Origin of the sequence: Paenibacillus sp. ov031 (assembly GCF_900143165.1) — a bacterium.
GTDB lineage: Bacteria > Bacillota > Bacilli > Paenibacillales > Paenibacillaceae > Paenibacillus > Paenibacillus marchantiae.
Genome location: NZ_FRDO01000013.1, coordinates 32,631 through 44,704 on the forward strand (window position 1 = coordinate 32,631; position 12,074 = coordinate 44,704).

The 12,074-nt window shown below is 44.8% G+C and carries 20 protein-coding genes; all 20 read left to right on the plus strand.

The features are described from left to right. The first annotated feature begins 70 nt into the window (after nt 1-70). The 20 genes from BUA17_RS29720 (at nt 71) to BUA17_RS29815 (ending at nt 12,050) form a co-directional block, all read left to right on the plus strand. Nucleotides 71-319, plus strand: a complete 249-nt coding sequence (locus tag BUA17_RS29720; RefSeq protein ID WP_024633591.1) for a ribosomal L7Ae/L30e/S12e/Gadd45 family protein — start codon at nt 71-73, stop codon at nt 317-319. A 152-nt stretch (nt 320-471) separates the two neighbouring features. Beyond that, nucleotides 472-894, plus strand: coding sequence for a 30S ribosomal protein S12 (rpsL, locus tag BUA17_RS29725; protein ID WP_056697677.1), 423 nt, complete (start codon nt 472-474; stop codon nt 892-894). A gap of 87 nt (nt 895-981) precedes the next feature. Continuing rightward, nucleotides 982-1,452 carry a 30S ribosomal protein S7 gene (gene rpsG / locus BUA17_RS29730; RefSeq protein WP_024633590.1) on the plus strand — a complete coding sequence of 157 codons (471 nt, stop codon included), beginning with the start codon at nt 982-984 and terminating at the stop codon, nt 1,450-1,452. Nucleotides 1,453-1,499: 47 nt separating this feature from the next. Further along, on the plus strand, nt 1,500-3,578 hold the full coding sequence (gene fusA / locus BUA17_RS29735; protein ID WP_072735844.1) for an elongation factor G: 2,079 nt from the start codon (nt 1,500-1,502) through the stop codon (nt 3,576-3,578). 97 nt (nt 3,579-3,675) lie between these two features. Further along, the gene (tuf, locus tag BUA17_RS29740; protein ID WP_024633588.1) at nt 3,676-4,866 is read left to right on the plus strand and encodes an elongation factor Tu; all 1,191 of its coding nucleotides are present in this window, start codon (nt 3,676-3,678) and stop codon (nt 4,864-4,866) included. Between the two features lie 436 nt (nt 4,867-5,302). Next, the gene (gene rpsJ / locus BUA17_RS29745; RefSeq protein WP_017692074.1) at nt 5,303-5,611 is read left to right on the plus strand and encodes a 30S ribosomal protein S10; all 309 of its coding nucleotides are present in this window, start codon (nt 5,303-5,305) and stop codon (nt 5,609-5,611) included. A gap of 46 nt (nt 5,612-5,657) precedes the next feature. Further along, entirely contained in the window at nt 5,658-6,281 is a 624-nt protein-coding gene (gene rplC, locus BUA17_RS29750; protein ID WP_024633587.1) for a 50S ribosomal protein L3, read from the plus strand. Nucleotides 6,282-6,306: 25 nt separating this feature from the next. Further along, nucleotides 6,307-6,930, plus strand: coding sequence for a 50S ribosomal protein L4 (rplD, locus tag BUA17_RS29755; RefSeq protein WP_063567425.1), 624 nt, complete (start codon nt 6,307-6,309; stop codon nt 6,928-6,930). Further along, nucleotides 6,930-7,220, plus strand: coding sequence for a 50S ribosomal protein L23 (gene rplW / locus BUA17_RS29760; protein ID WP_024633586.1), 291 nt, complete (start codon nt 6,930-6,932; stop codon nt 7,218-7,220). Before rplD ends, rplW begins: the two co-directional genes overlap by 1 nt. Before the next feature lie 30 nt (nt 7,221-7,250). Next, on the plus strand, nt 7,251-8,081 hold the full coding sequence (gene rplB, locus BUA17_RS29765; protein WP_063567426.1) for a 50S ribosomal protein L2: 831 nt from the start codon (nt 7,251-7,253) through the stop codon (nt 8,079-8,081). Nucleotides 8,082-8,152: 71 nt separating this feature from the next. After that, nucleotides 8,153-8,431, plus strand: coding sequence for a 30S ribosomal protein S19 (gene rpsS / locus BUA17_RS29770; protein ID WP_053779207.1), 279 nt, complete (start codon nt 8,153-8,155; stop codon nt 8,429-8,431). 35 nt (nt 8,432-8,466) lie between these two features. Further along, nucleotides 8,467-8,799 carry a 50S ribosomal protein L22 gene (gene rplV / locus BUA17_RS29775; protein WP_024633583.1) on the plus strand — a complete coding sequence of 111 codons (333 nt, stop codon included), beginning with the start codon at nt 8,467-8,469 and terminating at the stop codon, nt 8,797-8,799. Between the two features lie 15 nt (nt 8,800-8,814). Then, nucleotides 8,815-9,480 (plus strand): 30S ribosomal protein S3, encoded by a 666-nt coding sequence (gene rpsC, locus BUA17_RS29780; protein ID WP_024633582.1) that lies wholly within the window; start codon nt 8,815-8,817, stop codon nt 9,478-9,480. A 2-nt stretch (nt 9,481-9,482) separates the two neighbouring features. Next, nucleotides 9,483-9,917 (plus strand): 50S ribosomal protein L16, encoded by a 435-nt coding sequence (gene rplP / locus BUA17_RS29785; protein WP_024633581.1) that lies wholly within the window; start codon nt 9,483-9,485, stop codon nt 9,915-9,917. Further along, nucleotides 9,907-10,104 carry a 50S ribosomal protein L29 gene (rpmC, locus tag BUA17_RS29790; protein WP_017692083.1) on the plus strand — a complete coding sequence of 66 codons (198 nt, stop codon included), beginning with the start codon at nt 9,907-9,909 and terminating at the stop codon, nt 10,102-10,104. Before rplP ends, rpmC begins: the two co-directional genes overlap by 11 nt. 48 nt (nt 10,105-10,152) lie before the next feature. Next, complete coding sequence (gene rpsQ, locus BUA17_RS29795; RefSeq protein WP_017692084.1) at nt 10,153-10,419, plus strand: 30S ribosomal protein S17; 267 nt, start codon at nt 10,153-10,155, stop codon at nt 10,417-10,419. A gap of 35 nt (nt 10,420-10,454) precedes the next feature. Further along, nucleotides 10,455-10,823 carry a 50S ribosomal protein L14 gene (rplN, locus tag BUA17_RS29800; RefSeq protein ID WP_024633579.1) on the plus strand — a complete coding sequence of 123 codons (369 nt, stop codon included), beginning with the start codon at nt 10,455-10,457 and terminating at the stop codon, nt 10,821-10,823. A gap of 39 nt (nt 10,824-10,862) precedes the next feature. Then, on the plus strand, nt 10,863-11,216 hold the full coding sequence (gene rplX / locus BUA17_RS29805; protein ID WP_024633578.1) for a 50S ribosomal protein L24: 354 nt from the start codon (nt 10,863-10,865) through the stop codon (nt 11,214-11,216). 32 nt (nt 11,217-11,248) lie between these two features. Beyond that, complete coding sequence (gene rplE / locus BUA17_RS29810) at nt 11,249-11,791, plus strand: 50S ribosomal protein L5 (RefSeq protein ID WP_024633577.1); 543 nt, start codon at nt 11,249-11,251, stop codon at nt 11,789-11,791. A 73-nt stretch (nt 11,792-11,864) separates the two neighbouring features. Continuing rightward, entirely contained in the window at nt 11,865-12,050 is a 186-nt protein-coding gene (locus tag BUA17_RS29815) for a type Z 30S ribosomal protein S14 (protein ID WP_013312154.1), read from the plus strand. Nucleotides 12,051-12,074: the final 24 nt, after the last annotated feature.

Here is a 12,074-nt window from a genome sequence, read left to right on the forward strand (position 1 = left end):
CGCTAGATGCTAATATATCAAAGGTGCGTGAGTAGCTGATTGTATTTGGTCCTATTCGGAGGAATGAACAATGTCTAATGAAAAAGGTCTGCAAGATGCTCATGTCAAAATAGGTACCAAACAGACCACGCGGATGGTTCAGACAGGTATGGCTTCTGAAGTTTATGTGGCTGAAGATTGTGATCCGCAGCTTACTTCCAAAATCATTGCTTTGTGTGAACAACACAATGTGAAGTGCACGAAAGTGGACACAATGAAAAATCTCGGCAAAGCTTGCGGGATTGGAGTAGGAGCAGCAATGGCTGCTGTCGTAAAATGATACGGTAAGGAACGTTTTTGTCCGAGAACTTTTAGGGATTCTCCAAGGCAAAAACTTTTCATTTGTCTTTTTATGAACCGCCTGGGTCTGTGGACTTAGCGTAAGAGGTTTATAAAGAAACATGAAAAATTGAGGAAGGGGGTGGCAATCACATGCCAACTATTAACCAACTGGTACGTAAAGGACGTCAAGCTAAAGTTGATAAGTCCAAATCACCAGCTTTGCAAAAAGGGTTCAATGCTTTGAAACGTGAATCAACTAACATCAGTGCCCCACAAAAACGTGGTGTCTGCACTCGTGTAGGTACAATGACTCCACGTAAACCAAACTCTGCACTTCGTAAGTATGCCCGTGTTCGTTTGACGAACCGTCTCGAGGTAACTGCTTATATCCCGGGTATCGGACATAACCTTCAAGAGCACAGTGTTGTGTTGATCCGTGGAGGTAAAGTTAAAGACCTTGCAGGGGTTCGTTATCACATCGTTCGCGGAGCTCTTGATACTGCAGGCGTGAACAACCGTATGCAAGCTCGTTCGAAATACGGTGCTAAACGTCCAAAAGCTAAAAAAGCCTAATATATTATAAGTAGCAGTCCTGAATATCTTCTGGGTTAATCCCAGGAGGTGTAGGATGTGCTCATGAAGAAAGAAAGGGGGATATCCATGCCACGCAAAGGTCCAGTTACGAAAAGAGACGTGTTGCCAGATCCGGTATACAGCAGCAAGCTGGTTACTCGTTTGATCAATCGCATCATGCTCGACGGAAAACGCGGTGTTGCTCAAAGCATTCTGTATAATGCGTTTAAGTTGATTCAAGAACGTACGGGTAATGACCCTATGGAAGTATTTGAAGCAGCAATCAAAAATATCATGCCAGTCCTGGAAGTTAAAGCTCGCCGTGTCGGCGGTGCCAACTACCAAGTACCAATCGAGGTAAAACCAGAGAGACGTACTGCTTTGGGATTACGTTGGCTCGTGAACTACTCCCGCAACCGCGGTGAGAAAACAATGGAAGAGCGTTTGGCGGCTGAGATCATCGACGCTTCCAACAACACAGGCGCTTCCGTTAAAAAACGTGAAGATACGCATAAAATGGCTGAAGCGAACAAAGCGTTTGCTCACTACCGTTGGTAGGATTCGGTTCACAATAATAACTTCAATTTTGAAGGGAGACCCATTTCATGGCAAGAGAGTTCTCCTTGAAAAATACACGTAATATCGGGATCATGGCTCATATTGATGCGGGTAAAACCACGACAACTGAGCGGATCTTGTTCTACACAGGACGTACGCACAAAATCGGTGAAGTACACGAAGGCGCTGCGACAATGGACTGGATGGAACAGGAACAGGAGCGCGGAATTACAATTACTTCCGCTGCGACTACCGCTGCTTGGAAAGGCCACCGCGTTAACATCATTGATACCCCGGGACACGTTGACTTCACTGTTGAAGTTGAACGTTCCCTTCGTGTATTGGACGGAGCAGTTGGTGTATTCAGTGCGAAAGAAGGCGTTGAGCCTCAGTCCGAAACCGTATGGAGACAGGCTGACAAGTACGGCGTACCTCGTATCGCTTATGTAAACAAAATGGATATCATCGGTGCTGACTTCCTGAACGTTGTATCTGACATGCGTGATCGCCTTCAAGCGAACGCAGTTGCGATTCAACTTCCTATCGGCGCTGAAAATGATTTCAAAGGTATCATTGATATCGTTGCACAAAAGGCTCATATGTACAAAGATGACCTTGGACAAGATATCGAAGAAACCGAAATTCCTGCGGAATTTGTTGAGCAAGTTACAGAACTCCGTAACGAATTGGTTGAGCGTGTTGCAGAACTCGACGAAGATTTGACAATGAAATACCTGGAAGGCGAAGAGATCACTATTGATGAGATCAAAGCGGCCCTCCGTAAAGGTGTTGTTGATGTTAAGATCTTCCCGGTTATCTGTGGATCCTCGTATCGTAACAAAGGTGTTCAACTGATGTTGGATGCTGTTATCGACTACTTGCCGGCTCCAACAGACGTTCCATCTATCACTGGTCATCTTGAAGATGGAACTGAAGCAATTCGTAAGTCATCCGATGAAGAGCCTTTCTCCGCATTGGCATTCAAAATCATGACTGACCCTTACGTTGGTAAATTGACATTCTTCCGCGTATATTCCGGTGTTCTTCAATCCGGATCTTACGTATTGAACGCAACTAAAAACAAACGTGAGCGTATCGGTCGTATCCTTCAAATGCATGCAAACAGCCGTCAAGAAATCACTGAAGTTTACTCCGGTGACATTGCAGCTGCTGTAGGTTTGAAAGATACGGGTACAGGTGATACACTGTGTGATGAGAAAAATCCGGTTATCCTGGAGTCAATGAACTTCCCTGATCCGGTTATCGAAATCGCCGTTGAGCCTAAAACCAAAGCTGACCAAGATAAAATGGGTGTTGCTCTCGGTAAGTTGACTGAAGAGGATCCTACTCTTCGTGCTCATACTGATGAAGAAACAGGCCAAACGATCTTGGCAGGTATGGGGGAGCTTCACCTTGATATCATCATTGACCGTATGCGTCGTGAGTTCAAGGTTGAAACTACTGTGGGTAAACCACAAGTAGCTTACCGTGAAACTTTCCGTGCACCAGCGCGTGTTGAAGGTAAATTCGTTCGTCAATCCGGTGGTCGTGGTCAATACGGTCACGTATGGGTTGAGTTCGAACCTCTCGAAGCAGGTACAGGCAGCCAGTTCGAAAGTAAGGTTGTCGGTGGTTCTGTTCCAAGAGAATACATTCAACCAGCTCTTGCAGGTATCGAAGAGCAAATGAAAAACGGCGTTATCGCAGGCTTCCCGCTTGTTGACGTTAAGGCTACAATCGTAGACGGATCTTACCATGATGTCGATTCCAACGAGATGGCATTTAAAATTGCCGGATCGATGGCGCTAAAAGCTGCGAAAGACAAATGTAAGCCGGTTCTGCTTGAGCCAATCATGAAAGTAGAAGTAACCGTTCCAGAAGAGTATATGGGTGACGTTATGGGTATGCTTAACTCCCGTCGTGGCCGCATCGAAGGTATGGATTCACGTAGTGGAGCCCAAATCATCCGTGCTAAAGTACCTTTGTCTGAAATGTTCGGATACTCTACAACTCTTCGTTCCGGTACTCAAGGACGCGGCGTATTCTCCATGGAGCTTTCTCACTATGAAGAAGTTCCTAAGAGCATCGCTGAAGAGATTGTTGCCAAAACAAAAGGAACCGAGTAGTTTTCTCTCATTGAATGAAAGTGCATAAGAGTCATGTATTCTTTGCACTTCATTTAGTGAAAACATAAAATTATAATTTTAAGGAGGCCACGTTCAAATGGCAAAGGCTAAATACGAACGTAATAAACCCCACGTTAACATTGGTACTATTGGTCACGTCGACCATGGTAAAACAACTCTGACTGCTGCAATCACTACTGTATTGTCTAAAACTTACGGTGGCGCAGCAATTGCATTCGATCAAATCGATAAAGCTCCAGAAGAGCGCGAGCGCGGTATCACAATCTCAACATCACACGTTGAGTATGAAACTGACACTCGTCACTACGCTCACGTAGACTGCCCAGGTCACGCCGACTATGTTAAAAACATGATCACTGGCGCGGCACAAATGGACGGAGCTATCTTGGTAGTATCCGCAGCTGACGGCCCAATGCCACAAACTCGTGAGCACATCTTGCTCTCCCGTCAAGTAGGCGTACCTTACATTGTTGTTTTCTTGAACAAATGTGACATGGTTGAAGACGAAGAGTTGTTGGAATTGGTTGAGATGGAAGTTCGCGACCTTCTTAACGAATATGAGTTCCCAGGTGATGATACTCCAATCACTCGTGGATCCGCTCGTGAAGCTCTGCAAAACCCTGATGGTGAGTGGGCTCAAAAAATCGTTGAGATGTTCAAAGAGATCGATACGTACATCCCATTGCCTGAGCGTCAAACTGACAAACCTTTCTTGATGCCTGTCGAGGACGTATTCTCCATCACTGGTCGTGGTACTGTTGCTACTGGCCGTGTAGAGCGTGGTACTGTTAAAGTCGGCGAAGAGATCGAAATCGTTGGTATTACTGAAGAAACTAAAAAATCCGTAGTTACGGGCGTAGAAATGTTCCGTAAATTGTTGGACTCCGCTCAAGCGGGCGACAACATCGGTGCATTGTTGCGTGGTGTTGATCGTACTCAAATCGAGCGCGGTCAAGTACTTGCAAAACCAGGTTCTGTTAAGCCACACACAGAATTCACTGCACAAATCTACGTTTTGACTAAAGAAGAGGGTGGCCGTCACAAGCCTTTCTTCACTGGATACCGTCCACAGTTCTACTTCCGTACAACTGACGTAACAGGCATCATCAACTTGCCTGAAGGTACTGAAATGGTAATGCCTGGTGATAACATCACGGTTACTGTTTCCTTGATCTCCCCAATCGCGATTGAAGAAGGAACTAAGTTCTCCATTCGTGAAGGCGGACGTACAGTAGGTGCAGGTTCCGTAGCATCGATCCAAAAATAATTCGGCTTAACGCTGAATAAAGCATATGCAACAGTGTACTGGAACGAGTAACATTGTATTGTAACGAAGCTTCGGAAGAGTTCTTTATCCGACATCGGATAAAGAACTCTTTTATTATGTAATAGTTTCGGAACCTGCGTCATACGAAATGAACATCATTTACGAATGTAGATGGATTGGTAAGGCAGCATGAATATTGAAGATAAACACTGCACTAAACGAAGTCATTTCAGCAGAAAAGATAAGTTTAAATGTTTTTCTTAAATATGCTTGCAATACGCCCATCTTTTCTATATAATAATGAATGTTGTTCTGTGACGTTGCGATGATGTGAGAGGTTACTGGCACACCCGGCCCCTTTGCCATGGGACAGTGGCTAGAAAATTTTCACGGAGTATGTCCGATAAAAAATTGGGCGATAGAAGGAGGGACTAAAATGGCAAAGCAAAAAATTCGTATTCGTTTGAAAGCTTACGACCACAGAATTCTTGATCAATCCGCGGAGAAAATTGTTGAAACAGCAAAACGTTCGGGTGCAGGTGTATCCGGTCCGATTCCGCTTCCTACTGAAAAACAAATCATTACTATTCTTCGTGCGGTGCACAAGTACAAGGATTCTCGGGAACAATTCGAACAACGCACACATAAGCGTTTGATCGACATCGTTAACCCGACTCCACAAACTGTGGATGCCTTGATGCGCTTGGATCTGCCGTCCGGTGTAGATATCGAAATTAAATTGTAATACAAGCTACAACAAAGACCATGTATAAAGGAAAAGAGGTGTCAACATGAAAGCAATCTTAGGAAAAAAACTCGGAATGACTCAAGTATTTACACCTGAGGGTAACGTTGTACCAGTAACGGTTATCGAAGCAGGCCCTTGTGTTGTTTTGCAAAAGAAAGACATTGAGAATGATGGCTACGAAGCAATTCAAATCGGTTACTCCGATAAGAAAGAGAAAAATGCTAACAAGCCAGAAGCAGGTCACGCTAAAAAAGCGAACACTGCCCCTAAGCGCTACGTTCGTGAAGTTCGCGGTATCAACATCGCAGAATATGAAGTTGGCCAAGAACTGAAAGCTGACATTTTCGCTGAAGGCGAATTCGTTGACGTAACGGGTATTTCTAAAGGTAAAGGTTTTGCCGGCGTTATCAAACGTTGGGGACAAAGCACTGGACCTATGTCACACGGTTCGCGTTACCACCGTGGCCCTGGTTCAATGGGTTCGATCCAAGCTAACCGCGTTCCTAAAGGCAAACGCCTGCCAGGACACATGGGACATGATACTGTTACAATCCAACGTCTTGAAGTAGTTAAAGTAGACGCTGAACGTAATGTGTTGCTCGTGAAAGGTTCCATTCCTGGACCGAAAAACAGTCTCATTAAAGTTAAAGAAACAGTGAAAAAATAACCACTGAAGAAAGGAGGAACACAAAATGCCAAAAGTATCAGTTTACAATGTAGATGGTAGCCAAGTAGGCGAAGTTGAATTGAACGATGCGGTTTTCGGAATTGAGCCGAACCAACACGTTCTGTACGATGCAGTTCTTATGCAACGCGCTTCCCTTCGTCAAGGTACCCACAAAGTAAAAGGACGTTCTGAAGTACGTGGCGGTGGACGTAAGCCTTGGAAACAAAAAGGTACAGGTCGCGCTCGTCAAGGTTCAATTCGTTCACCACAATGGAAAGGCGGCGGTATCGTATTTGGTCCAACACCACGGAGCTATGCGTATAAACTGCCTAAGAAAGTTCGCCGTTTGGCGATCAAATCAGCTCTTTCATCCAAAGTGATCGACAATGACATTATCGTTCTGGACGCTCTCACGCTGAGCTCACCTAAAACGAAAGAATTTGCAGCCATCTTGAATAACTTGAAAGTTGGACGCAAAGCTTTGATCGTAGCTCCTAGCTATGATGATAATGTGGCTCTTTCCGCACGGAATATTCCAGGCGTGAAATTCGTAGCTGCTGACGGCATTAATGTTCTTGACGTGCTTTCGCACGACAAACTGATCATTACGAAAGAAGCAGTTCAGAAGGTAGAGGAGGTGCTCGCGTAATGAAGGATCCTCGTGATATTGTAAAACGTCCGATTATTACGGAACGTACTGCTGACATGATGAATGACTTGAAATATGTATTTGAAGTCGATATCCGTGCAAACAAAACCGAGATCAAGAAAGCCGTGGAAGCTATTTTCAACGTAAAAGTGAAAAACGTGAACACGCTTCGTGTTCCAGCTAAGCCAAAACGGTACGGACGTTATTCCGGATATACTAGCGAATGGAAAAAAGCGTTTGTAACGCTGACACAAGACAGCAAAACGCTTGAGTTCTTTGAAACTGTATAATTGAATTTTTGAAGTAAGGAGGGAAACCCAGTGCCAATCAAAAAGTATAAACCAACATCCCCGGCAAGACGGAACATGTCCGTTTCTACATTTGAGGAAATCACCACAGATCAGCCGGAGAAATCGTTGTTGGCCCCATTGAGCAAACAAGCAGGACGCAACAACCAAGGTAAAATTACAGTTCGTCACCATGGTGGTGGACACAAACGTAAATACCGTATCATCGACTTCAAACGTACTAAAGATGGAATACCGGGCCGCGTTGCTACGATTGAGTATGACCCGAACCGTACATCTAACATCGCTCTGATTCACTATGCTGATGGTGAAAAACGTTATATCATCGCTCCTAAAGGTTTGAAAGTTGGAGATCAAGTATTCTCCGGACCTGAATCAGACATCAAAATCGGAAACGCATTGCCACTCGAAAATATTCCAGTAGGTACTGTTATCCACAACATCGAGTTGAAACCAGGTAAAGGCGGACAATTGGTTCGTGCTGCTGGTACAGAAGCTCAATTGCTTGGTAAAGAAGAAAAATACGTTTCTGTTCGTCTCTCTTCCGGAGAAGTTCGTCGTATTTTGAAAGTTTGCCGCGCAACAATTGGAGCTGTTGGTAACCAAGACCACGAGCTCATCAAAATCGGTAAAGCCGGTCGTAGCCGTTGGTTGGGTAAACGTCCTGAAGTTCGTGGTGTAGTAATGAACCCTAACGATCACCCACACGGTGGTGGTGAAGGTCGTGCTCCAATCGGACGTAAATCGCCAATGTCACCATGGGGTAAACCTACTCTTGGTTACAAAACGCGTAAGAAAAATAAAGCTTCTGATAAATACATCATTCGCCGCCGCACGAAGTAATACACATTGTGCATAACTTCGTGAGGCATCTGCGGATGCATAATAGCTACGTTTGAAGGGAGGATCTCCACATGGGTCGCAGTTTGAAAAAAGGGCCATTCATTGATGGCTACATGCTGAAAAAAGTAGAAGACATGGAAGCATCCGGTAAAAAGCTTGTTATTAAAACCTGGTCCCGTCGTTCTACAATTTTCCCGCAATTCATCGGACACACATTTGGCGTATATGACGGTCGTAAACACGTACCAGTATACGTAACTGAGGACATGGTCGGACACAAATTGGGTGAGTTCGCTCCAACCCGTACGTACAAAGGCCATACTGATGATGATAAGAAAACAAGAAGATAAATGAATATCTTTAATGTTTGAGAGGAGGTTACACAATGGAAGCAAAAGCACATGCTAAGTTTATCCGGATTGCTCCTCGTAAAGTTCAACTCGTTGTTGACTTGATTCGCGGCAAGCAAGTAGGTGAGGCGGTTGCCATTCTCCGTCACACTCCGAAATCCGCTTCTCCTATCGTTGAGAAGTTGCTTAATTCCGCTATTGCGAATGCGGAACATAACTATTCTTTGGATGTTAATAACTTGGTTATCTCGCAAGCTTACGTGAACCAAGGACCGACAATGAAACGTTTCCGCCCTCGTGCAATGGGACGTGCAAGTCGTATTAACAAACGTACTAGCCACATCACTTTGGTGGTATCTGAAAAGTAGAAGGAGGGGAAATGTGTGGGCCAAAAGGTAAATCCAGTCGGACTCCGTGTCGGAATTATCCGTGACTGGGAATCTAAGTGGTATGCAGGTAAAGACTTCGGCGATCTTTTGATGGAAGACGTGAAAATTCGTGAATTCCTGAAAAATAAATTGAAAGACTCCGCTATGTCTCGTGTTGAAATCGAGAGAGCGGCTAACCGCGTAAACGTAACGATTCACACTGCGAAACCAGGTATGGTTATCGGTAAGGGTGGTTCGGAAGTTGAAAATCTGCGTAATCAAATTACGAAAATCGCAGGCGGTAAAAAAGTACACATCAACATTTCTGAAATTAAGAACCAAGACCTGGACGCAATCCTGGTAGCTGAAAGCATCGCACAACAATTGGAACGTCGTGTTTCTTTCCGTCGTGCTCTGAAACAAGCTATTCAAAGAACAATGCGCTCTGGTGCAAAAGGTATTAAAACTCAAGTGGGCGGACGTCTTGGCGGTGCTGAGATTGCTCGTTCGGAAGGCTACAGCGAAGGAACTGTTCCACTGCACACGCTTCGTGCCGACATCGACTACGGTACAGCAGAGGCTCATACTACTTACGGCCGTATCGGCGTGAAAGTATGGATCTATCGTGGAGAGGTTCTTCCTACGGCTAAGAAACAAGCTGCTAAGGAAGGAGGCAACTAATCATGTTGGTACCAAAACGTGTAAAACACCGTAAGCAACAACGTGGACATATGAAGGGCCAAGCTAAAGGCGGAACTACGCTGAACTTTGGTGAATATGGTCTGCAAGCTACGGAACCGGCTTGGATTACGAACCGTCAAATCGAAGCGGCTCGTATTGCGATGACTCGTTACATCAAACGTGGTGGTAAAGTTTGGATCAAGATCTTCCCAGACAAACCAATCACTCAAAAGCCTCTCGAGGTTCGGATGGGTAGCGGTAAAGGTAACGTAGAAAAATGGGTTGCAGTTGTGAAACCAGGTAAGATCATGTTTGAACTTGCTGGTGTACCGGAGGATGTTGCTCGTGAAGCAATGCGTCTTGCCGCTCATAAACTGCCAATCAAAACGAAGTTTGTGAAACGTGAAGAATTGGGTGGTGAAGCAAATGAAAGCTAGTGAATTTCGCAACCTAACCTCTGCTGAAATCGAGCAAAAGATTGCCGGATTTAAAGAAGAACTCTTTAACCTCCGCTTTCAACTCGCTACCGGTCAGCTGGATAACCCGACTCGAATCCGTGATGTGCGGAAAGAAATAGCTCGTGCTAAAACCATTATCCGTGAAAGAGAATTGGGAATCGGTTAATTAGGGATCGGATGTATAATCCGTCCGTAATCAGGAAGGAGGCCAACAATGAGCGAAGAACGTAACGCACGTAAAGTGCAAACCGGTAAAGTGGTCAGCGATAAAATGGACAAAACGATTGTTGTTGCTGTAGAAACTTACAAAAAACACAACTTGTACCATAAACGCATTAAGGTTACTAAAAAATTCAAAGCGCATGACGAAGAAAACACTGCGAAAATCGGTGACACGGTGAAAATCATGGAGACTCGTCCGCTTTCGAAAGATAAACGCTGGAGACTTACTGAAATCGTAGAAAAAGCGGTTATCATCTAATGCATCAGCAGCATAGCTGAAAGGAGGAATACTAAATGATTCAACCATTTACACGTTTGACTGTGGCTGACAACTCCGGTGCGAAGGAACTGATGTGTATCCGCGTACTCGGCGGTACGGGACGTCGTACAGCTCAAATCGGTGATCTGATCGTTTGTTCTGTAAAACAAGCAACACCAGGCGGCGTTGTCAAAAAAGGTGATGTAGTTAGAGCGGTTGTCGTTCGTACGAAGCGTTCTGTACGTCGTAAAGACGGTTCCTACATCGGTTTTGATGAAAATGCAGCGGTTGTTGTAAAAGACGACAGAAGCCCGCGTGGAACACGTATTTTCGGACCTGTTGCTCGTGAACTTCGCGAGAAAGACTTCATGAAAATCGTTTCCTTGGCCCCAGAAGTTATCTAAAGCTTAATCTCGTGATGTTAGAAACAGGAGGTGTACGAAATGCCAAGAGTGAAAAAAGTTCTGGAATCCCATAACAATAAACTTCATGTTAAAAAAGAAGATACAGTTATGGTGATCAGCGGTAAAGACAAAGGTAAAAAAGGCCGTGTCATCGCTGCTTATCCTCGTGAGAACCGCGTCCTTGTGGAAGGTGTTAACATGATTAAAAAACACCAGAAGCCTAACCAGCAAAATCCGCAAGGCGGCATTATCGAGAAGGAAGCTCCGATTCACGTTTCCAACGTAATGCACATCGATCCAAAGAGCGGAAAAGTAACCCGTGTAGGTTACAAAGTGTTGGATAACGGAAAGAAAGTGCGCGTTGCTAAACGTTCCGGAGAAATTATCGACTAATTGAACCGAATGAGAAAGGAGGTCTATGATTCATGGCAGCAAGAATGAAAGAACGTTACCTGAACGAAATTGCTCCTGCTTTGATGCAGAAGTTTAACTATACAACGGTAATGCAAGTGCCGAAAATCGAGAAAATCGTTATCAACATGGGTGTGGGCGACGCTGTCCAAAACTCCAAAGTGTTGGATTCCGCAGTAAACGATTTGCAATTGATCGCAGGTCAAAAACCTGTAATCACTCGTGCTAAAAAATCTATCGCAGGTTTCAAACTGCGTGAGAACATGCCTATCGGTGTGAAAGTAACATTGCGCGGCGAGCGCATGTACTTCTTCCTCGATAAACTGCTCAACGTTACGCTTCCTCGTGTCCGCGACTTCCGCGGTGTATCGAGCAAAGCTTTCGACGGACGTGGTAACTACACACTGGGTCTGAAAGAACAATTGATCTTCCCAGAGATCGAGTATGATAAAGTAGACAAAGTCCGCGGTATGGATATTGTCATCGTAACAACGGCGAAAACAGACGAAGAATCCCGTGAATTGCTCACGCAACTCGGAATGCCTTTCGTAAAATAATGTTGCTATAACGTTTCCGGGTGTCTGGAAAGACTCCCTTTTCTCCGAAATTATTTAGGAGGTGTCAGGCTAAGTGGCAAAAACTTCGATGAAAGTTAAACAACAACGTACACCAAAGTTTAAAGTACGTGCTTATACACGCTGTGAGCGTTGCGGACGTCCACATTCGGTCCTGCAAAAGTTCAAAATTTGCAGAATTTGCTTCCGTGAATTAGCTTATAAAGGCCAGATCCCTGGCGTGAAAAAAGCAAGCTGGTAAAAAGTCCTGAACGGGAAGGAGGTT

What these genes read in the sequence shown, in the direction of transcription:
- BUA17_RS29720 (WP_024633591.1), top strand. Translation starts at nt 71, where the DNA reads ATGTCTAATGAAAAAGGTCTGCAAGATGCTCATGTCAAAATAGGTACC.
- rpsL (WP_056697677.1), top strand. Translation starts at nt 472, where the DNA reads ATGCCAACTATTAACCAACTGGTACGTAAAGGACGTCAAGCTAAAGTT.
- rpsG (WP_024633590.1), top strand. Translation starts at nt 982, where the DNA reads ATGCCACGCAAAGGTCCAGTTACGAAAAGAGACGTGTTGCCAGATCCG.
- fusA (WP_072735844.1), top strand. Translation starts at nt 1,500, where the DNA reads ATGGCAAGAGAGTTCTCCTTGAAAAATACACGTAATATCGGGATCATG.
- tuf (WP_024633588.1), top strand. Translation starts at nt 3,676, where the DNA reads ATGGCAAAGGCTAAATACGAACGTAATAAACCCCACGTTAACATTGGT.
- rpsJ (WP_017692074.1), top strand. Translation starts at nt 5,303, where the DNA reads ATGGCAAAGCAAAAAATTCGTATTCGTTTGAAAGCTTACGACCACAGA.
- rplC (WP_024633587.1), top strand. Translation starts at nt 5,658, where the DNA reads ATGAAAGCAATCTTAGGAAAAAAACTCGGAATGACTCAAGTATTTACA.
- rplD (WP_063567425.1), top strand. Translation starts at nt 6,307, where the DNA reads ATGCCAAAAGTATCAGTTTACAATGTAGATGGTAGCCAAGTAGGCGAA.
- rplW (WP_024633586.1), top strand. Translation starts at nt 6,930, where the DNA reads ATGAAGGATCCTCGTGATATTGTAAAACGTCCGATTATTACGGAACGT.
- rpsS (WP_053779207.1), top strand. Translation starts at nt 8,153, where the DNA reads ATGGGTCGCAGTTTGAAAAAAGGGCCATTCATTGATGGCTACATGCTG.
- rplV (WP_024633583.1), top strand. Translation starts at nt 8,467, where the DNA reads ATGGAAGCAAAAGCACATGCTAAGTTTATCCGGATTGCTCCTCGTAAA.
- rplP (WP_024633581.1), top strand. Translation starts at nt 9,483, where the DNA reads ATGTTGGTACCAAAACGTGTAAAACACCGTAAGCAACAACGTGGACAT.
- rpmC (WP_017692083.1), top strand. Translation starts at nt 9,907, where the DNA reads ATGAAAGCTAGTGAATTTCGCAACCTAACCTCTGCTGAAATCGAGCAA.
- rpsQ (WP_017692084.1), top strand. Translation starts at nt 10,153, where the DNA reads ATGAGCGAAGAACGTAACGCACGTAAAGTGCAAACCGGTAAAGTGGTC.
- rplN (WP_024633579.1), top strand. Translation starts at nt 10,455, where the DNA reads ATGATTCAACCATTTACACGTTTGACTGTGGCTGACAACTCCGGTGCG.
- rplX (WP_024633578.1), top strand. Translation starts at nt 10,863, where the DNA reads ATGCCAAGAGTGAAAAAAGTTCTGGAATCCCATAACAATAAACTTCAT.
- rplE (WP_024633577.1), top strand. Translation starts at nt 11,249, where the DNA reads ATGGCAGCAAGAATGAAAGAACGTTACCTGAACGAAATTGCTCCTGCT.